This is a genomic window from Acinetobacter sp. WCHAc060033 (assembly GCF_004209125.1).
Taxonomy (GTDB): Bacteria; Pseudomonadota; Gammaproteobacteria; order Pseudomonadales; family Moraxellaceae; genus Acinetobacter; species Acinetobacter wuhouensis.
In genome coordinates this window covers 74,222-93,143 of the sequence record NZ_SGSW01000001.1, presented here as the reverse complement: position 1 = coordinate 93,143, position 18,922 = coordinate 74,222, and the positions used below count along the sequence as shown (strand labels likewise).

The following is an 18,922-nucleotide window of genomic DNA, read 5'->3' as shown; positions in this document are numbered from 1 at the left end:
GGCGGTTTTTTACATTTTAAATTACTTACTTCACATCAAAGCGGTCAGCATTCATGACTTTCGTCCAAGCTGCCACGAAGTCTTTCACGAACTTCTCTTTGTTGTCGTCCTGTGCATACACTTCTGCATAAGAACGAAGAATCGAGTTAGAACCAAACACCAGATCCACACGACTTGCAGTCCATTTCACATCGCCAGTCTTACGTTCAACGATGTTATATGAATTCTTACCTGTCGGTTTCCAGTTAAAGTTCATATCCGTTAGATTCACAAAGAAATCATTGGTAAGGACACCCACTTTATCTGTGAATACACCTGCTTTATCGTCAGCATAGTTTGCGCCAAGTACACGTAAACCACCAACCAGAACCGTCATTTCAGGTGCAGTCAAACCAAGCAATTGTGCACGGTCAAGCAACATTTCTTCAGGTTGAACCACATAATCCGCTTTTAAGAAGTTACGGAAACCATCTGCTTTCGGCTCGAAATCTTCAAAAGAATAAGCATCCGTTTGTTCCTGAGTCGCATCACCACGACCTGCAAGGAATGGAACTTTGATATTCACACCCGCATCTTGCGCTGCTTTCTCAATAGCTGCTGTACCACCCAGTACGATCAAATCTGCAATGCTGACTTTCTTGACTAAGCCCGCTTGAATTTCTTCAAGTTTCGCAATAACTTTAGCTAAACGAGCAGGTTCATTCCCTTCCCAATCTTTTTGCGGAGCAAGGCGAATACGTGCACCATTGGCACCACCACGATAGTCCGAACCACGGAAAGTACGTGCGCTATCCCAAGCGGTTGCGATCAATTCAGCAGAAGTTAAACCACTGTTCAGTAGCTTCACTTTGAGATTGGTCACGTCTACATCAGACAATGTGTAATCTGCTTTTGGAATTGGATCTTGCCAAATTAAATCTTCATTTGGAACATCAGCACCCAAGTAGCGAGTTTTTGGTCCCATATCACGATGGGTGAGTTTGAACCAAGCACGGGCAAATACATCAGCTAATTTGTCAGGATTTTGATAAAAATCTTCTGCAATTTTACGGTACGCAGGGTCAAACTTCAGTGCCATATCGGCATCTGTCATCATTGGGTTACGGCGTACATTTGGATTGTGTGCATCAACAGGTTTGTCTTCCTCTTTGATGTTCACAGGTTCCCATTGTTTTGCACCTGCAGGACTGAGCGTTTTTTCCCATTCATACGTGAACAGTAAATACAGGAATTCATTGTCCCATTTGTCAGGATGTGTTGTCCAAGCACCTTCAAGACCACTGACCATGGTATTTGCACCATTGCCTGTGCCTTCTGAGTTGTGCCAACCGAGACCTTGGAATTCTACATCTGCACTTTCTACATCCGCACCGAGATTTTCAGCTTTACCATTACCATGTGCTTTACCCACGGTATGACCACCAACGGTGAGTGCAACAGTTTCTTCGTCATCCATTCCCATACGGTCAAACGTAACACGCATGTCCTGTGCAGTACGTAATGGATCCTGTACGCCATCAACACCTTCAGGGTTGACATAGATCAAGCCCATTTGTACCGCAGCAAGTGGATTTTCCAAAGATGAACGATCTTCATCACTTGCATAACGTTCTTTGGTCGGTGCAAGCCATTGACGCTCTTCACCCCAGTAAATATCTTTTTCAGGTGCCCAAATATCTAAACGACCACCACCGAAACCAAAGGTTTTTAAACCTGCCACATCATAAGCAACTGTTCCTGCAAGAACGATCAAATCCCCCCAAGAGATTTTATTACCATATTTCTGTTTGATTGGCCAAAGTAGACGACGACCTTTATCAGTATTGACGTTATCAGGCCAACTATTTAAGGGTGCAAAGCGTTGGTTACCCGTGTTCGCACCGCCACGACCATCTTGTTTACGATACGAACCTGCCAAGTGCCATGCGGTACGCACAAACATACCAATATAGCTGCCATAGTCCGATGGCCACCAATCTTGGCTTGAATTAATCAGCTCACGTAAATCTTGTTTTACTGCTTCCAAATCCAATGATTTAAATGCTTTGGCATAATCAAAATCTGGGTCCATCGGATTGGTTTTTTTGTCATGTTGAGAAAGAATATCGAGATTCAGCGCATTCGGCCACCAATCTGCATTATTGGTGCTGGCTACACTGGTCTGCCCACCGGCTTGATGGAAAGGGCAACCTGAAGCTGGCTTATTGTTATCCATGTATAATTTCCTCATTCATCAATTTTGATTAAAAATTTAACCGTTTAAAAATTCTGCTACAGCACCAACATAGCGGTTTTTCATGACAAGCTAAAGTGAATTTAACGAATAAAAACAATCGGATTCTTCTATTTAAAATCTTAAAATTGAATGATTTACAATAATTCAGCGATTTAGCAACATTTTCTCGACTATTTCCTTACAAAGTTTAGGTGATTCATTATTTTCATCATACTTTTCGATTATTCCGATGGCTTAAAAATGTACCGATTCAGACTGTTTTTTCGCCCAATAATTTCAGTTATAGTGAGCTTAAGCGCTGCATAAAATGAGCCTGTGAATGTCAAAAATAAGCACTGAAAATCATATTGCCCTAACTAAGGACAGCATTGAACAGATCATTCAACAACATAACATTGTGTTATTTGATGCGATTTGTGTGTTATGCAATGCTTGGACAGAATTTCTAATCAAATACGATATAGATGCTCGATTTAAACTCGCCTCAGTTCAGTCTGATTTAGGACAAGCCATTTTAAAATATTATCAGATGCCGACAGACCATTTTGACACCATGCTTGTGGTTAAAAATGGGCAAATGTACACCGAATCTACTGCATTTTTAAAAGTGATCGAAGACTTGGGGCAACCTTTTTCAAGTTTAAAAGTCGGTTATGTCATGCCGAAATTGCTCCGAGATTTTCTCTACCGCCGAGTGGCTTTCAATCGTTATCGCTTATTTGGAAAAATGCAGCATTGCACCCTTCCTTCTGCTGAAAATAAACAGCATTTTTTGGAAAATGTCGTCAATGGATAAGTCAATTCAAAAGGCATTACTCACAATAAATATCAGCTTAGCGATCTTATGGATTTATCAAGGTATCGTGCCCAAAATTATCTTTAAAGCAACGGAAGAACGAAAATTTTGGGAATTTCTAGAGATTGATCAATCAAGTATGATGCTGTTTATTACACTTTCAGGTGTGGTCGAGATTATGTATGGCTGTTTATTTTTAGTATTTCGACAATCTAAGCCTTTACATTACCTAAATATTTTTGGCTTAGCTGGTTTAGCAGTTACGGTTGCGATCATTTATCCTCAATATTTCACTGCTGGCTTTAACCCTTTTGCAATGAATGTTGCGATGGCTACTTTATCTGTCGTTGCGATTCAACTGATCAATATTCAACATAGTCAAAACGTTACAACCTGACATTTTGACCGAAATCTTCTTTCCAACCCTTTGTTTCTACTGCAATCTGTGAAGCCAATTTACTTTTCACTTCTTTGAGAAGTTGTGTACGTTCCTGTCCATGTACAAACCGCGCTTTATAACGTGTTTGCATTTGCTGAATATAGTTATTTAATGCAAATTTATCTTTTTGAGTTTTTGGTTGTGTTGTTAAAAACTGTAGATAATCCTGATCTGGATTTGTCTCCAATGGATTGCTAATAGTATCCTCCACATAAACCACAGCATTGATTAATTTGACCATCCCTTTTGAATCGACTGAATAAACCTGCTTACGCACGCCATAAGGAAATGTCCACAAACCCTGTCGATCCCCTGCCGCCCAATAACTATAGAAAATGACTTGATTATTTTTAACCTCGTAGTCACCTAACTCTATGGTGAGAATACTACAATCACCTGTACTTAAACGTTGGGTATGGGTCAACAGTTTTTTATCGCCACGATATAATTCTAGATTGTCTTGTTCAAACCCCTCTTCAGTTTCACCATGCGTAGTTTTAATTTCAAAGCGTTGTTGATTAATGCTCAATGTTTTTGCATGTGCTGCAACAGTATCAAACATCAGCAATATAAGTACCAATTTGAATATTTTCATTATTTTTATCCTTCAACATTCAGTTAAATGAATGATTTTATTGGATACCCCAAGCCTTCGCAAAGTCCTCTCTTTCCTTGCATAATTTTTTAAACACAGGCAACTTCTCACCTGCTTGACTCAAGGGTTGGGTCTGACGATATAAATCTACTTTTTTCACTAATTTATAATTTTGATCATCTTTACTTTGGTATTGTTCAAGCACTTTAAAGGTCTGATCTTTACATAGAACCTGATAGTAATTGACCACAGATGTTTTCTTAGTAGGTTCAATCTTCTTAATCCACGCCTCAACCAACTGAATCCCATCATTCACAGTCAAATCATTTTGAAAATATTGTGTTTGCTTATCCTGATAAATCAATCTCCAATCATTTGAACCTTCCATACCATCAAAGCTATATTTTTCTTCTATCGGCTTTGCAGCATAGTTGGGTACAACATCATGTCGATCTGCAACAGCATCAACAACATCAGCAGGCTTATCACCAGCATAATCGACTAGATCCGCATCAGCGGTTTGATCATGGTCTACATGCTTTGATTTTGCATGAGCAACATCAAAAGACAAGATGAGAAAAGGTAATATCAAAAATCGTAAACTCATTTTTTTCATATTCAACATCCTTGTTCATTTTTATATTAGACCACTAACTTACGCCCTTCACGGATACAATAAAACGGATTGACCATTTTCGAAGAGTTTTTCATGGCTTTTTGCAAATCTTGTTCAGGCTGATCACGTGCTTCATCTGTCAGTTGGAATGTACGGTAATGGATTGCCAAAGAACGCTTTGCCTGTAAATCCAAATGCGCTTGAAAAGCATCTTGTGGATTCATATGCATATATTGCATCAATGCTCTAGGTTCATACGCCCCGATCGGCAACAAAGCAATGCGTGGTGTTCCTAAACGCTTTTGAATTTCTTTAAAATGTGGTGAATAGCCTGTATCTCCTGCAAAGAAGAAATGACCATGTTCAGAAATGATGGAGAAACCGCCCCACAATGCAATATTCTGATCGCGTAAGCCACGACCAGAACCATGTTGTGCAGGGGTATAAATAATTTTCAAATTTTTAAATAAAGCCGATTGCCACCAGTCCATTTCAATCACATGAAATGCTTTAGGCAGATATGATCCATTGCCTAAACCTGTATAAATCGGCATACCGAATTTATTGTGTAGCCATCTTAAAGATGCCAAATCCATGTGATCATAGTGATTATGACTCAATAAAACGGCATGAATCTCTGGAAGTTGTTCCAATGCAATTCCCGATGGAATCACCCGTTTAGGTCCTCGCCCTTGTTTAGGACTGACGTAATCTGCCCAAACTGGATCGGTTAAAAAGTTATACGGTCCAATCTGAACCAAGACCGTTGCATGACTAACAAACCAAACTTGCCAATCATTGTCATCAGCATCTGGACGGTTTTGCGGTAAAATTCGTTTAGTTGCGTAGAATTCAGCAGCTTCTTTGGCTGAATCGACATTCCATGTATAAGACTTACGTGTGCCTAACCATTTCATCAAATCCCAACGACTACGCCCTTCAGGTCGACGTTGTTGATTAAAAAAACGTTCTCCGTTGTGATAATTCGAACCAATTACTTTAAATATCGGTTTCGCCCATGTATGCGATAAACAGTTTTCAGTATCAATTCGATAATGTAATTGCTGAATATTTTCAGATGGAACTACAGCAGATTGAACCTTATTCTCATGGTTCTTCTTATCTAAAATCGTCTCATCTTGTTTCGTTTTTTCTTCAAAACGGACAATTGGCTCTTGTTTCGACATGATTACTCTAAACGCCCTTTCATTCTTTCAAGCCAAACTTGTTTAGTTTGTGGCTTCACGAATAATGCCACGATTTCAGGATGAATACTCTTAATCTTTGCTTCAATTCTGTTCACGCAGGTTTCAATCTCATCTGAAGTAAGCCCATCTTTAAATTCTAAACTTAAAGAAGCGATTACTTGATGAGCTCCCATTTGTTCTGTCAGTACACCATTGGCAGAATATACAGCTTGATCTTCTTGCGCGACCTGCAACACATTATGTCGCAATTTGGGATCTGCCGTTTCCCCCATCAACAATCCTTTCGTTTCTCTCGCCAAAAGTAAAGCTGAAATGGCTAAAACGACACCAATCAATACCGAAGCCACACCGTCTAAAACAGGTAAATTAAATTGATGTGCACAGAAAATTCCAACCAAAGCAATCAATAAACCAATCAATGCTGCTGAATCTTCAAATAAAACGGTAAATGTCGTCGGATCTTTACTACGTCGAAATGCCTCGAAATATCCCATTGAACCTTTGGTCTTTTTAAAAGTTTTTAGGGCAATAAACCAAGACGTTCCTTCACAAAGAATCGCGAACCCTAACACGGCGTAATTCACCATTGGAGATTCAATCACTTCAGGATGACGTATATGCTGAATACCTTGAAAGATAGACACCACTGAGCCCAAAGCAAAAACCAATAAAGCAACAATAAATGCCCAAAAGTATAACTCTCGACCATAGCCAAATGGATGTTGGTAATCGGCAGTTTGTTGCGATTTCTTTAAACCATATAGCAACAATATTTCATTCAGTGTATCCACAACAGAATGTACAGCTTCACTTAACATTGCAGAACTATTTGTAATATAAGCTGCAGCAAACTTAACCAATGCGATGGCTAAATTACCAAAAAGTGCTGCATATACAACAATTTTGTTAGAATCTGACATTTATTGTCCTGTTTTTTTTCATCAAATACATCGATTTGATTTTTATACCGATATTCATTCATATTAGCGAAACAACATGTGATTTTTCTTTATTTTTTGTTTCTTTTCACACTTGAGTGAATGTTTTATGGAAATAGACCTGAACCATATTCTGGACACATCATCAAAAGATCATCCGCAACTCTTAAAAATCTGGGAAGATTCTGTTCGCGCGACACATGATTTTTTAAATGAACAACATATTGTACAAATTAAAGAGTCAATTATTCAGCATCATTATTTTGATCATGTACAACTGTTTCATGTGGAACGAGATGGAAAAATCGCGGGATTTATGGGTTTGGCATATCAGAAAGTTGAAATGTTATTTGTCGATCCACAGTTTTTCGACCAAGGCATTGGTTCTATCCTGATCAAAAAAGCTTTTGAATTGGGAGCACATGAAATTGATGTCAATGAACAAAATCAACGTGCTTTGAATTTCTATCTTAAACATGGTTTTAAACAAATTGCGCGTTCTGAATTAGACTCAGAAGGTCGACCATTTCCTATTCTACATCTACGTTTTCCAAACCATTGTTAAATTCATTTGAAAATCGAAACATAAAAAACTGAGCATAAAACCTGAGTAAAATCACTCAGGTTTAAGATGGCAAGAAACCGAGATTATTTAACTAGCTTACGTAGTTCTTGGCTCATATCCAAATGCTTATCTGCTTCAAAATCGGCTTGTTTGCTAATAAGTTTTTTCAAAAGACGCATCTCTTTAGCAGCATTGACGGTAATACCGCCCACAATCACGCCATCAGTCACGCCAAATAAGATGAATGATGATTCAGCACCTTTAGCAGCATCCATTTCACCACGAATGTGCCATTCAGCTGCTGCCATATCACCGACAAATTGATAATTAATATTCAGTTGATCTGTCCAGAACCATGCAGGATTTGGCATTGGATGCTCAACACCCATCACATGACGCGCAAAAATTCCTGCTTGTAAATTGGCATTTTCCCAAGTTTCGACACGACCATATTGACCATTGCCACGTAATTGCGTTGCCACATCGCCTGCTGCATAAATATCAGGATGTGATGTTTGACAGTTTTCATTGACCTGAATGGCAAAGTCTACGTTCAAGCCTGCATCCACAGCCAACTGTGCATTTGGGATAATCCCGATGCCGTAAATGACGGCATCTGCACGAAGTTCTTCACCGCCCTCAAGTGTGATGACCACTTCTTCACCGTCCTGATTTTGCTCAAGACGGCAATCAGCAATCTTGGTTTCAAGGCGCACATCCACACCAGCAAGGCGTTGTTGTGCCAAAAGGAACTCGCTCAAGATCCGTGGAGATGAACGTCCCATCACCATGTTGCCCATTTCAATGACTGTCACTTGACAATCTTTAAAACGTGCAGATGATGCAAGTTCTAAACCGATCACGCCACCACCAATCAAAACAATACGCCGACCTGCTTGTAGTACGGGAACAAGGGCTTGAGAATCTTCAAGGTTACGTAAGGTATATACGTGTTTGCCTAATGCATCGAAATTCGGTAAGCGACGTGCCGCACCACCTGTGGCAAGCAGTAACTTATCAAAGGCAATTGTTTCACCATTTTTAAGTTCAATACTTTTTGCCTCAGCGTTGATTTTCACCACACCATTGCCACGAATATGTTCAACGCCCAAATCTGCTAATTTCTGTTCTGACAAAATCTCAATTTTGGTTTCATCAGGTTTTAAAATCACATCTTTCGATAAAGGTGGACGTTCATACGGCAGATGGGTTTCATCTCCCACCAAAATGATCTTGCCTTCATATTTGTTGGCACGAAGTTCTAAAATGGCGCTCGCACCTGCTTGACCTGCACCAACAATAACAATGGTTTTCGTCTCATTTTGGCTCATGGGAGATTTCCTTTATTTATTTCAACTCAGCAGATACGATGCCGAAGCCCGCAATCCACTCACTAATATCTTCGTAGCAATGTGTAGTCATATCGTATTCACCCACTTCATGCATCGCAGCAAAAGCAGCCATCCATGAACGAACTTCCTGACCGCCACGTCCGCCATCTTTGCGAATTTCAGCTTCAGTCATCGCTTCAATCGTTGCAAAGTCAGCTTTGGCAAAAGTCTCAAGTAAGGCACGATCCCATTCAGGATTCAGTGGTACAGCCACAGAGGTATCACCTGCTGCCAATTTTTGTCCTACAGCAATGATTTTGCCCTGACGTGTATTGCGTGATTCTTCACTTGGATTTCGTCCACAGATCAGGAACTCTTCCACTTCAGGTGGTACTGAACCCATCTGTGGTGTTGGTGGATCGTGTGATAAGCCACCTGTTCCTAAAATCAGGACACGTTCATTTTCAAGGTTCAATGATTTAACAAACTGACCGACTGCACGACCTAAAGCCACTGTACGTTTCGTGGTTGGCATCGGTGCAGCTGCACCATTGATGAAAATAGGAATGGTTGGGTAGCGATCTAGTTTTCCACCGCATAAAAAATGTAGAGGCTGTGTCACACCATGATCGGCTTGCATACGGTATGAATAGGCAACATCGACACCTTCATCTAAAACACGACGCACTAAATCAATTGCTGTTTCTTCAGGTACATCAATTTTATTGTCAATTTTGCCATAGTCCCAATCGCCTGCCGCTGTAGCACGAATACCGACACAGAAACTTGGCATCAAGTCATAGAAGAAGCCATTAAAGTGGTCAGGACCAAAGGTAATGATTAAAGTCGGATTGTACGCTTCAACAACTTTGGCAAGTTGAGCAAAAGTGTCACGAACTTTTTGTTCTTTGTATTGTTGTTGCGGTGAAGCAAATTCCATCAATGGACTGTGCGATGCACATATGAGCTTAACAGGCATGTTGGACTCCGAAATAGAAGCAATAGCTATACTTCTTAATCTCCCTTAACCCCTCTTTGAAAAGAGGGGAACTTTCGAATATAAAAACCATTTAAATTCGAGATACTCCCTCCTTTGGAAAAGGAGGGTTGGGGAGGATTTAATCTATGAATGGTTAAGTGAATCAATCACTCATCAAAGAAACCTGCACGTGGTTGGCGTAATCCACGAATCCCCAAACCACATTCCGCATTAATCAACACACCTGTCAGTGGGCGATTGTTTTGGCGAGATGCAAGTAAGACATATGAACCAGTCATGTCGGAAGGTTCAGGGAGGAAGTTCAATGGCATACCACGGGCAATTTTCTCAGGATCACGTGCATCCAATAAGCCTACATTTTCCTGACCTAAAGATGCCGCACCTTTGATATTGACATTCATACCCGAGGGCGCAACTGCGTTCACTCGTACTTTAGGCGCAAGCTCATAGGCCAATTCTTTCATAACTCCAACCCCTGCATGCTTAGACGCTGTATATACAGGGCCTCCGCCTGCTGAGTACAAGGCTGAATTAGACAAAGTAAATATGATAGACCCTTCAGAAGCGATCAATGCATCGAGTGCAGCTTTCGCTCCAAGGATTAAAGACTTGGTGTTGATGCCCATGATTTCATCAAAAGCTTTCTCAAGTTGTTCACCTGAAGTATTGACGATATCTGCATAATGATCCCAAATTCCTGCATTACCCACGAAGCAATCAAGTTTACCAAAGCGTTCAACAGTGGCATTCACAGCACGAACATTGTCCGCATAGTTGGCTACATCGCCCTCAATTGCTAAGACTTGACCACCAAAATGTTCATTTAAAGCATCCACTTTGGCTTTTGAACGTTGAAGCACTGCAACTTGTGCACCCTCTTCAATAAAACGCTCCACCAAAGCCCAACCTAAACCTGAACCACCACCAGTAATCAGTGCAACTTCGCCTTGTAGCCACCCCATGCTTATTCTCCTGCCATTTCTACAAACAATTGACCATCTTCCACAATCACAGGGAATGTTTTGATTGGATCAGTTGCAGGTAGACACAATGCTTCACCTGTTTTTAGACAAAAACGTGCAGAATGTAATGGACATTCCACCGTACCATCATCTTCCAGATAACCTTCAGACATCGACGCATTACCATGTGAACAACGGTCATTCATGGCAAAGAATTCACCGTTGTTATTGAATACAGCCAGTGCTTCGATACCATTTACGCCAGACTCAACTTTCAGTGCTTCGCCTTCATCTAACTCGTCAATTTGGCAAACAAAAATTTTATTCATCAGAAGAACACGCTCAAGTTGTGTGAGTTATACGTCACTTGGTCTAGGGTAATTTTACGGTTAAAAATCTGCCATCCTAAGCCGCCTTCAACTTGGCGAAGTTTGTCATGGCGTTTACCACAGTAAATCGTCACGTCTTTTTCTTTCTGTGTACGGTAAAGTAAATAGGTGACGTAAACATCGTATTCACCATCAACTTCGGTCGCTTCAACAATCACGTTTGAAACCATGTGTGTGGTACGTGACGGAGGTTCTTCCGCCCAAGCCATACCTGTTTCAAGACGCGCAACACGGCGTTCCAGCAAATGTTTATTGTCGTTAAATACCCAAGTGGTTGGTGGTTCAACAGAACGACGACGGTCACGGGTTTGTGCATTTGGTGTGGTGCGAAGCGTATAAGAAATATCTTCTGCAAAGACATCTAACCATTCACGGAATTTCCAATCATCGAGTAATTTTGCTTCACGATATAAAAATTGGCTGATTTGGTGTTGTAATTCGAGGCTCACTAAACTCATTTCACAAGCTCCTGCTCATACGCTTCTGCCGCAGCTTCTACATCTACCCATTTTTCATGAATCAGTAAATCTGCCCAACGACGATACATGCCACGTGCGGCTGTTTCTGAGAAAATGTAGTTGGTGATACCTGGAATACCATCTTCACGGACTTTTTCATTACCTAAACCCATTTCCATAATGAGTTGGTTTTTACGTGCTTTGTAGCCACGAAGTACTTTTTGAATCTCAATCCAGTTCTCAGAGTCATCTTGTTCCAAGAAACCTGCAGGACCAAAAGCACGTGTCGCAGAACGTTCAAAGGCTTCTTTGACTTCCTGAGAAGCTTCGGCATCGGCAATACAGAATGCCCAGACTTCTGTTTTGTTTGGACCACGTGGATGCCATACACGAAGTGTTGCCGTACCATTCAACCATGACAATGTTGGGAACATGGTGTTATGACCTGCCAGACGTAAGGCACGAACTTCACCTAAACGTTCTTTAACTTCTTCAAAAGTTTCACGGAAATAGTTGGCAACTTCACCATCCACCCAGACGTTTGCATCAGGTTTCTCTGTAAAGAAAAAGCCTGAACCATGACCACGTGAACCATATTGAATTGCATCTTTGGCTGTTTCCCATACAGGACGCGCGGTTTGGGCTGCACCTAATTTTTTAGAGCCTTCATCATCAGGTTTTGCACCCAACACTTGAATCGCAGAAGCATGTGAGAACAATGCATGATATTGGTCAGATGCAAACTGCTCTGCTGCAAATTTCCAGTTACACTCGATTTCCCATTTGTGTACACCCCCGATGATTTCTGTGCCACCCGGGCGACGGTCTAATACACCATCCAAATACCAAGCAATATCCCCCATGTATTCGATCAGATCAGGTGTGGACTCATCCCAACAACCAAAAATTAAACCCTTATAAGATTTGACGCGGTTAACTTCGATCAAGCCCCATTTTTCTTTACATGCACCTTGTGGAAATGCACGATCTTCCAATGGAATATCTTTCAGTGAACCATCAACACCGTATGACCAACCGTGATATGGACATGTGAATGCACGGGTATTACCACAGTCTGCAAAACTGACACGCATTGAACGGTGACGGCATTGGTTCAATAATGCTTTGATTGAGCCATCTTTTTGACGCACCACAATGATTGGATCTTCACCCATATAAGTGTTAAAAAAATCACCTGCTTTTGGAATTTGGCTTTCATGGCAAAGGAATAACCAAGTACGACCGAAAACTCGCTCTAATTCCAATTCATACAAATCTGGATCGGTATAAATAGATGGCGAGATACGTCCATTTTGTGCATCGACCAAAGCGTCGATTTCACGTACATCAATTTTTCCACTCATGAAAGCTCTCCTGCGACAAACGTGGGGTCACAAACAAATTGACTCAACTTTGCACAAATCATCGCTTTTGAGACGAGATTTAGGGAAATATTTATTTTGTTTTAATTAATACCTTTTTTGAATTATTAGCAGCGTTATTTTCTATATTAGAATGGCAATGCTTTTGCAGACTTCATTTATTTTCTAAATGGCATAATCATCTTCACGCCATAGTTGTTTATAGATTATACTCTCACAGCTTATTAGTAAGACATTTTTTGGATTACTCTTTGGACGAGTTATATGGAATTACGACATCTAAGATACTTCATTACTGTGGCTGAAGAGCTCAACTTCAGTAAAGCAGCATTGAAACTTTATACCGCGCAACCTTCTCTCAGTCAGCAAATCAAAGACCTAGAAGAAGATGTCGGCGTCAGACTACTGAATCGTACTAAACGTAAAGTTGAACTGACCGAAGAAGGTGCTGTTTTTCTAGAACAAGCACGCTTAACTTTGGCACAAGCGGACAAGGCTGTTGCCATGGCACGTCAAGTCTCCAAAGCCAAACAACAATTACTTCGTATTGGCTTCGTTCCTGTCGCTGAGATGAAGGTATTCCCTTACGTTCTGCCTAATTTGCGGGTACAAAATCCTGATCTTAAAATCGAGTTATTAAGCTTAAACAACCTTGAGCAAATGCGTGCGATTAAGAAAGGTGAATTAGATGTCAGCTTTACCCGACATAACTTTCACAATGATGAAATTGAAAGTAAGTTTGTCCTACGTGAGCCTTTGATTTTTATTTTGCCCAAAGATCACCCTTTGGCGAAGTATGAACGTATTCCTGTTAAAGCGTTGAATGGTATTGATTTTATTATTCCTGCCGAAGAGCAATCAGGTACGTTGCACAACGCTATTTTAGACTTTGCCAAACAGAATAATATTGAATTTAATATCGTGCAAAAAGCCGATAATATTTTGTTTAATATCAACTCAATTGGTATGGGCTTAGGCTGCACCATTTTACCAGGTTATATTGCGCCACTCACCATGAGTAATACGGTCATTCGCCCACTTGATGTAGAGCTTCCTTATTTAGATTTGTATGTCAGCTATCGTAAAAATATGGATTCTGTCGCTGTACAAAAATTTATGGAACTATTAACAAAGGTATTTTATCTCGATATCAATCGTTCAGATCGTTAATTTTTAGCCACCTCATACATCTTGCTTTTTGCACCATTATTTATTTTTAAAATAATGGTGGCTAATTCACAGAGAACCTATTCACACTTTCCAACAATAAGTATAAATGAATAAGTCTGCTTTTATTTTTTACGAATTGAATCCAAACACTTCATCTTTTTTATACGCATCAGTATTGCCAGTCTTTCTCATTAACTTTGATATTGACTACAACTTAAGTCTAATCACCTCCCACAAATTCAGCTAAGATATTTATACATAAAACATAACAATTTTAAGTTTGGGTGATGTTAATGAGGACAATACATACGTTTCACCGCTTCCAGTCAGGAGTGCAATCTCGTCCTTACTTTTTTATAAGCTTCATCACGACAGCCTTACTCTATGTAGTGATCGCTTTTTCCACAGATTGGAATTGGTCTACAAACCTATTATTCAGTTGGAATATTGCTATTTTTGTCTATCTTATTTTGACCATGAAAACATTATGGACAACCAATCGAGCGCATATTTTAAAACGAGCACAGCAACAAGATGCCAGTAAATGGATCATCCTATTTTTAGTCATTTTAAGCCTAATCATGTGTTTTATTGCGATTATTATTGAATTAACACATTTGCCAAATGATCATATGGTCAAATTAGGGCATTTGATTTTAGCAATGGTCACCATCATTTTCGCATGGTTATTTATGCACACCATTTTTGCGATTCACTATGCGCATGACTTTTATTTAGCAGTCGCAAAACATCAAGATGGTGGCTTAGATTTTCCTAAAACACCTGAACCCACTTATCCAAAATTTATATACTTTAGTTATGTAATTGGCACTTCTGCACAAACTGCTGATGTTTCTTTAACTTCAAGTTCAATGCGTACACTGAATATTTTACATATCCTTTTGGCGTATGGGTTTAATACCACAATTTTAGCGATCTGTATTAATGTCGCAGCGAGTTTTATTATGAGCTGAGCAACAAAATACTCTTTCATTTACTTCCCATTATAAGTGCTACTTTGACATCACGACCTTATACCTTTACAATATGTACAGAATATTGTACATTTATTTTATACTCCATCGTGTAGATGGTTTAGATTACTTATTCATCGTCCACAGTGGTGATCGAGGTATTTAAATGCACGTATTTACATATACAGATGCACGTAACAATCTAAAAACTGTTTTAGATAAAGTGATAGATGATGCAGATGTCGCTGTAATCACTCGTAAAGAAGGACAACATGCCGTTGTCATGGGACAAGATTATTACAATAGCATCATGGAAACATTACACCTGTTATCTTCTCCAAGTAATGCCGCACATTTAGCAAAATCAATTGCTGAATTACGCGCTTCGAAAGCAGTCGAAAGAGAACTTTTAGATGACACGGCTGACTAGTTTCACGCCTACAGCTTGGGAAACTTATATTTATTGGCAAAGCCAAGATAGAAAGACGCTCAAAAGAATCAATACTTTAATCAAAGAATGTCAACGTACGCCCTTTGAAGGTATTGGGAAGCCTGAAGCTTTACTCGGTGATTTATCTGGATTGTGGAGCAGACGTATAGATGAAAAGAATCGACTGGTCTATGAAGTCACAGATACAGCAATCACCGTAATTTCCTGCCGTTATCACTATGAATAAAAGCATAAGCTAATCCATGCTTTCATTACAACTCTACTCAAAGGGCTAAAAAAAGGACAGCTTGCGCCATCCTTTAGATGAATCAATAAAGAAAATTTATACACCACGTGCGGTTAAATAATCTTTAATCACGGTATTAAATTCTTCAGCTTTTTCCACTTGTGACCAGTGACCACACTGACTGAAAATGTGCGCATCGGCATGTGGTACAGTATTTAGAATATCCCATGAGCGTGATACTGGAATCACCACGTCTTGTACACCGTGAATCAATAATACAGGTACTGTAATGTCTTTCATTTTGTCAAAATCGAGTGGGAATTCAAAACGATCACGATCACGTGCGCCCACCACATCCATTAAACGATTTGATGCATAGTCATTTGCAGCAGAAGCGAAACGTACTTTCACCAACTCATCGGTGATTAAGTCTTTGTTTACCACAAACATCGACAAGGTTTTTTTGATGCCTTCTTCTGTCAATACAGGATTTGCATGTGCTTTCAGTGCTGCTGTTTGTTTTGCACCACCTGTACCCATAGATACAATACCGAGTACACGATCTGGATAATCCATCGCGAGTTGGAATGCCAACCAGCCACCGAGTGAGTTCCCCACCAACCAAGTTTTTTCAATACCCAGTGCGTCTAAAGCACGGATCGCATGATCAACCCATGCACGAATACCATAAGCAGTATTTGGTGCAACCACAGTTTGACCATAACCAATCGTATCAATGGCGATACAACGTGCTTGCTCACCAATTTGTGGCAAATTTAACCACCAGTTTGCAGCTGCAGAAACACCTGTACCTGAACCATGTAAAAACAGAATCGGTGTACCCTCACCTATTTCATGATAATGGGTAAGTTCACCCTCAGCTGTTTCAATCCATTTGTCTTCCAAACCGAAGAATGCATCAGTTTTATAATCTGGGATTTGTACAGTACTCATACCTATTCCTTTACAGCCTATCTATGGGTTGAATCCATTTGAAAACGCATCAATATGGATTCAAACTGACTAATTTACAGCTTCATAGTACCTGTGAATTTGAGTGAAATTGATATTTAATAACGATGACAAACTATAAAAAAACGATTATTTAAACTATTGTTTTAAATGATTTATTTACAATAAAAAGCAAACCTAAATTTAAAATCCATCTAAAAACTTATTTTTAGAATTCACGTCACTTAAATGTATATATTAAGTCACATTGGGTTTTGCTATCGCGGGGCGACATGGATGTCGCCGTTAGGCATGAAGAGCAACGCTCTGCAAGATATGGATAGCTTGCGAAACCTTGTTTCTCATACCTAACAAAGGATTTTTGTCTTGCGAAGCAATGCTTCTCATCATCCCTGAAAAGTTAGGCATCGCCTACGCAAATCAATTTAAATTTCTCACGATATGAGGGGCTGTGCTAGCTCAACACCCCCCAAAAAAACTACGATGAGATAAGATTAAGATCTAAAGGTATGAATTCTTAAAACTTATATGTATACGTCGTTGCCACACGATGTTCCTGTAAATCCACAAATCCTGGCACATTGGCATAATTCACATTGATATACATCCATTGAAAACCAAGACCTTTAAGCTTACCCTCAGGAATTACATAATTCACAATCAAATTATCTTCCTGTTCTTTCCCTCGTGTACCATTGTTATTTTTAATATTTGAACCATCATAATGACGTGCAGTCACAGTCAAACCTTTGGCAAAAGTATCTTTAAAATCATAGGTATAACCTAAACTCCAAGAACGCTCATCTTTACGAATAAAGCTTGCTACCGACCAATTCACCAAATACGGCTGAGGCACCCAACCTGAAAGTGTCGGGAACATCGCATTCACATTACCCGTATCGCCAAAAATCTGTTGATAGCCTGCATCTATCGTATGGTTGTCATGTGTCCACGCGCCACGCAAAGACAAAGCTTGGTTATCAATTTCACCATAAATCGCATCACCAGAATCTTGGTTATCGAAATAACGGATGTGTGTGGCGATTTTATTGTGCTCATCCAGCTTTTTATTAAAAGCCAAACCGAGATAATTTTGGCGGTAAATATTGTCTACATCCGCATAGAAATAGCTTGCTGCCAACTCAGGTGTCACTTGATAGTCCACACCTGCGATTAGCATACTTTTGCTATCGCCTTCACGAACTTTACCCTTATCTGTATTCAGTTCATTTGGCCACAGTCCAAAATCATGCACCTGATTTTCATAACGTGCATTGACACCATCTAAATAACCCAAAGTGAGTTTGGTATTTTTAAGGTCTTTAGATTCTAACCAAGCACCCTCAAAAGTCGTGAGTAATTGGCGTGATGGGTCGAAATGCACCACAGGTGACATGGGTAAAATTTCACCCACTTTCAGTTCTGTTTGGCTGATTTTGGCTTTTAATGTTGCACCCAATTTTGCATTATCATGTGCTTGCTCTTTGCTGTTGTAATCATATGGCATGACATAGTCATTATCCCCACGATCACCACTTAAACGGAGTGCATATTGTGCTAAAACATCCACACCCACTTGTACAGGACCAAGTTCTGCATAGCCAGATTTTGCATCGAGCGTTACTGCCTGCGACCAGCTACCAAAATCTTGAGGCTTAGTTTTATCAGGTTGATCGAGCTGACGATCTAAGAAAAAGTTGCGAAACTTGAGCTGAACTTGACTGTCTTCTACAAACGCTGCATGCGTTGCCGTTGTCCCTAAAACTGCTGTTGCAGTACACATTGCTATCCATAATGATTGACGGCGCATCGTTGCTTTCCATAAAACAAAAATCTATGTCATCATCATGCGGAACTATAAATGTATATAAAATCAGACCACAGTATTAAGATTTTTCGTTGTTTCGACCATTCATCGGAACATTTATTTTTTCAATTTTTTTTTAATATTTTTTAACAATAAGATATTATTATATCTTTAAAACAGATATCGCATAATATGATTAAAGCACACAAAGAAACCAGCATATTACTTATTTTTAATTTAAAATTTATTGAATAATGAATTTTATAAGCGTTTTTATGTTTAACTGATTTTTTGATTGTAAAAATATATAAATACCATTTATAAGAAAAAACTTTCATATAGGGCGTATTTTCTATCATGATTCTCACTTTCAATTCATTCAAACTTCGAATACTATTAGAACGAAT

The 18,922-nt window shown here is 39.6% G+C and carries 20 protein-coding genes; 7 read left to right on the top strand and 13 right to left on the bottom strand.

Annotated features, from left to right (window positions below; genetic code table 11):
- Nucleotides 1-25 precede the first annotated feature (25 nt).
- Nucleotides 26-2,215 (bottom strand): catalase/peroxidase HPI, encoded by a 2,190-nt coding sequence (katG, locus tag EXE10_RS00430; protein ID WP_130111991.1) that lies wholly within the window; start codon nt 2,213-2,215, stop codon nt 26-28.
- 340 nt (nt 2,216-2,555) lie between these two features.
- Here katG and EXE10_RS00425 point away from each other — a divergent pair, with 340 nt between their 5' ends.
- On the top strand, nt 2,556-3,032 hold the full coding sequence (locus tag EXE10_RS00425) for a thiol-disulfide oxidoreductase DCC family protein (protein WP_130111990.1): 477 nt from the start codon (nt 2,556-2,558) through the stop codon (nt 3,030-3,032).
- Nucleotides 3,025-3,429, top strand: a complete 405-nt coding sequence (locus EXE10_RS00420; protein WP_228256756.1) for a DoxX-like family protein — start codon at nt 3,025-3,027, stop codon at nt 3,427-3,429. Before EXE10_RS00425 ends, EXE10_RS00420 begins: the two co-directional genes overlap by 8 nt.
- On the opposite strand, the gene EXE10_RS00415 is transcribed toward EXE10_RS00420, so the two are convergent.
- The 4 genes from EXE10_RS00415 to EXE10_RS00400 are packed head-to-tail and all read right to left on the bottom strand — an operon-like array spanning nt 3,419 to nt 6,810.
- Complete coding sequence (locus tag EXE10_RS00415; protein WP_130111988.1) at nt 3,419-4,066, bottom strand: hypothetical protein; 648 nt, start codon at nt 4,064-4,066, stop codon at nt 3,419-3,421. The genes EXE10_RS00420 and EXE10_RS00415 overlap by 11 nt on opposite strands.
- 37 nt (nt 4,067-4,103) lie before the next feature.
- Nucleotides 4,104-4,682: a hypothetical protein gene (locus EXE10_RS00410; protein WP_130111987.1), complete on the bottom strand. Its 579-nt coding sequence runs from the start codon at nt 4,680-4,682 to the stop codon at nt 4,104-4,106.
- Nucleotides 4,683-4,708: 26 nt separating this feature from the next.
- On the bottom strand, nt 4,709-5,869 hold the full coding sequence (locus EXE10_RS00405; RefSeq protein WP_130111986.1) for an MBL fold metallo-hydrolase: 1,161 nt from the start codon (nt 5,867-5,869) through the stop codon (nt 4,709-4,711).
- Nucleotides 5,870-5,871: 2 nt separating this feature from the next.
- Nucleotides 5,872-6,810, bottom strand: a complete 939-nt coding sequence (locus EXE10_RS00400; protein WP_130111985.1) for a cation diffusion facilitator family transporter — start codon at nt 6,808-6,810, stop codon at nt 5,872-5,874.
- Between the two features lie 127 nt (nt 6,811-6,937).
- Between EXE10_RS00400 and EXE10_RS00395 the strand changes: the two genes are divergently transcribed.
- A complete protein-coding gene (locus EXE10_RS00395; protein ID WP_068973734.1) occupies nt 6,938-7,393 on the top strand; it encodes a GNAT family N-acetyltransferase in 456 nt (151 codons plus the stop codon).
- Nucleotides 7,394-7,476: 83 nt separating this feature from the next.
- Here EXE10_RS00395 and hcaD read toward each other — a convergent pair whose 3' ends face one another.
- The 6 genes from hcaD to hcaE all read right to left on the bottom strand — a co-directional run bounded on the left by hcaD (nt 7,477) and on the right by hcaE (nt 12,897).
- Nucleotides 7,477-8,724, bottom strand: coding sequence for a 3-phenylpropionate/cinnamic acid dioxygenase ferredoxin--NAD(+) reductase subunit (gene hcaD / locus EXE10_RS00390; RefSeq protein WP_130111984.1), 1,248 nt, complete (start codon nt 8,722-8,724; stop codon nt 7,477-7,479).
- Nucleotides 8,725-8,740: 16 nt separating this feature from the next.
- Nucleotides 8,741-9,703: a 3-carboxyethylcatechol 2,3-dioxygenase gene (locus tag EXE10_RS00385; RefSeq protein WP_130111983.1), complete on the bottom strand. Its 963-nt coding sequence runs from the start codon at nt 9,701-9,703 to the stop codon at nt 8,741-8,743.
- 167 nt (nt 9,704-9,870) lie between these two features.
- A complete protein-coding gene (gene hcaB, locus EXE10_RS00380; RefSeq protein WP_130111982.1) occupies nt 9,871-10,686 on the bottom strand; it encodes a 3-phenylpropionate-dihydrodiol/cinnamic acid-dihydrodiol dehydrogenase in 816 nt (271 codons plus the stop codon).
- Nucleotides 10,687-10,688: 2 nt separating this feature from the next.
- Nucleotides 10,689-11,015 carry a 3-phenylpropionate/cinnamic acid dioxygenase ferredoxin subunit gene (gene hcaC / locus EXE10_RS00375; protein WP_130111981.1) on the bottom strand — a complete coding sequence of 109 codons (327 nt, stop codon included), beginning with the start codon at nt 11,013-11,015 and terminating at the stop codon, nt 10,689-10,691.
- A complete protein-coding gene (gene hcaF, locus EXE10_RS00370) occupies nt 11,015-11,533 on the bottom strand; it encodes a 3-phenylpropionate/cinnamic acid dioxygenase subunit beta (RefSeq protein ID WP_068973739.1) in 519 nt (172 codons plus the stop codon). Before hcaF ends, hcaC begins: the two co-directional genes overlap by 1 nt.
- A complete protein-coding gene (gene hcaE / locus EXE10_RS00365) occupies nt 11,530-12,897 on the bottom strand; it encodes a 3-phenylpropionate/cinnamic acid dioxygenase subunit alpha (RefSeq protein ID WP_130111980.1) in 1,368 nt (455 codons plus the stop codon). The genes hcaF and hcaE overlap by 4 nt, the downstream gene beginning before the upstream one ends.
- Before the next feature lie 282 nt (nt 12,898-13,179).
- Between hcaE and hcaR the strand changes: the two genes are divergently transcribed.
- The 4 genes from hcaR (at nt 13,180) to EXE10_RS00345 (ending at nt 15,736) form a co-directional block, all read left to right on the top strand.
- Nucleotides 13,180-14,085, top strand: a complete 906-nt coding sequence (gene hcaR / locus EXE10_RS00360) for a DNA-binding transcriptional regulator HcaR (RefSeq protein ID WP_068973741.1) — start codon at nt 13,180-13,182, stop codon at nt 14,083-14,085.
- Between the two features lie 293 nt (nt 14,086-14,378).
- Nucleotides 14,379-15,059 (top strand): DUF1345 domain-containing protein, encoded by a 681-nt coding sequence (locus EXE10_RS00355; protein ID WP_416346091.1) that lies wholly within the window; start codon nt 14,379-14,381, stop codon nt 15,057-15,059.
- 166 nt (nt 15,060-15,225) lie between these two features.
- Complete coding sequence (locus tag EXE10_RS00350; RefSeq protein WP_130111978.1) at nt 15,226-15,489, top strand: type II toxin-antitoxin system Phd/YefM family antitoxin; 264 nt, start codon at nt 15,226-15,228, stop codon at nt 15,487-15,489.
- Nucleotides 15,473-15,736, top strand: coding sequence for a Txe/YoeB family addiction module toxin (locus EXE10_RS00345; protein ID WP_068973744.1), 264 nt, complete (start codon nt 15,473-15,475; stop codon nt 15,734-15,736). Before EXE10_RS00350 ends, EXE10_RS00345 begins: the two co-directional genes overlap by 17 nt.
- 96 nt (nt 15,737-15,832) lie before the next feature.
- On the opposite strand, the gene EXE10_RS00340 is transcribed toward EXE10_RS00345, so the two are convergent.
- Nucleotides 15,833-16,690, bottom strand: a complete 858-nt coding sequence (locus EXE10_RS00340) for an alpha/beta fold hydrolase (RefSeq protein WP_130111977.1) — start codon at nt 16,688-16,690, stop codon at nt 15,833-15,835.
- Nucleotides 16,691-17,225: 535 nt separating this feature from the next.
- A complete protein-coding gene (locus tag EXE10_RS00335; protein ID WP_130111976.1) occupies nt 17,226-18,518 on the bottom strand; it encodes an OprD family outer membrane porin in 1,293 nt (430 codons plus the stop codon).
- Between the last annotated feature and the right edge of the window lie 404 nt (nt 18,519-18,922).

Excerpts from the sequence above, each read along its gene's own strand:
- EXE10_RS00350 (WP_130111978.1), top strand. The coding sequence starts at position 15,226 with ATGCACGTATTTACATATACAGATGCACGTAACAATCTAAAAACTGTT.
- EXE10_RS00385 (WP_130111983.1), bottom strand. The coding sequence starts at position 9,703 with ATGCCTGTTAAGCTCATATGTGCATCGCACAGTCCATTGATGGAATTT.
- EXE10_RS00420 (WP_228256756.1), top strand. The coding sequence starts at position 3,025 with ATGGATAAGTCAATTCAAAAGGCATTACTCACAATAAATATCAGCTTA.
- EXE10_RS00410 (WP_130111987.1), bottom strand. The coding sequence starts at position 4,682 with ATGAAAAAAATGAGTTTACGATTTTTGATATTACCTTTTCTCATCTTG.
- hcaC (WP_130111981.1), bottom strand. The coding sequence starts at position 11,015 with ATGAATAAAATTTTTGTTTGCCAAATTGACGAGTTAGATGAAGGCGAA.
- EXE10_RS00345 (WP_068973744.1), top strand. The coding sequence starts at position 15,473 with ATGACACGGCTGACTAGTTTCACGCCTACAGCTTGGGAAACTTATATT.
- hcaF (WP_068973739.1), bottom strand. The coding sequence starts at position 11,533 with ATGAGTTTAGTGAGCCTCGAATTACAACACCAAATCAGCCAATTTTTA.
- EXE10_RS00355 (WP_416346091.1), top strand. The coding sequence starts at position 14,379 with ATGAGGACAATACATACGTTTCACCGCTTCCAGTCAGGAGTGCAATCT.
- EXE10_RS00395 (WP_068973734.1), top strand. The coding sequence starts at position 6,938 with ATGGAAATAGACCTGAACCATATTCTGGACACATCATCAAAAGATCAT.
- EXE10_RS00405 (WP_130111986.1), bottom strand. The coding sequence starts at position 5,869 with ATGTCGAAACAAGAGCCAATTGTCCGTTTTGAAGAAAAAACGAAACAA.
- EXE10_RS00425 (WP_130111990.1), top strand. The coding sequence starts at position 2,556 with ATGTCAAAAATAAGCACTGAAAATCATATTGCCCTAACTAAGGACAGC.
- EXE10_RS00415 (WP_130111988.1), bottom strand. The coding sequence starts at position 4,066 with ATGAAAATATTCAAATTGGTACTTATATTGCTGATGTTTGATACTGTT.
- EXE10_RS00340 (WP_130111977.1), bottom strand. The coding sequence starts at position 16,690 with ATGAGTACTGTACAAATCCCAGATTATAAAACTGATGCATTCTTCGGT.
- hcaB (WP_130111982.1), bottom strand. The coding sequence starts at position 10,686 with ATGGGGTGGCTACAAGGCGAAGTTGCACTGATTACTGGTGGTGGTTCA.
- hcaR (WP_068973741.1), top strand. The coding sequence starts at position 13,180 with ATGGAATTACGACATCTAAGATACTTCATTACTGTGGCTGAAGAGCTC.
- katG (WP_130111991.1), bottom strand. The coding sequence starts at position 2,215 with ATGGATAACAATAAGCCAGCTTCAGGTTGCCCTTTCCATCAAGCCGGT.
- hcaD (WP_130111984.1), bottom strand. The coding sequence starts at position 8,724 with ATGAGCCAAAATGAGACGAAAACCATTGTTATTGTTGGTGCAGGTCAA.
- hcaE (WP_130111980.1), bottom strand. The coding sequence starts at position 12,897 with ATGAGTGGAAAAATTGATGTACGTGAAATCGACGCTTTGGTCGATGCA.
- EXE10_RS00400 (WP_130111985.1), bottom strand. The coding sequence starts at position 6,810 with ATGTCAGATTCTAACAAAATTGTTGTATATGCAGCACTTTTTGGTAAT.
- EXE10_RS00335 (WP_130111976.1), bottom strand. The coding sequence starts at position 18,518 with ATGCGCCGTCAATCATTATGGATAGCAATGTGTACTGCAACAGCAGTT.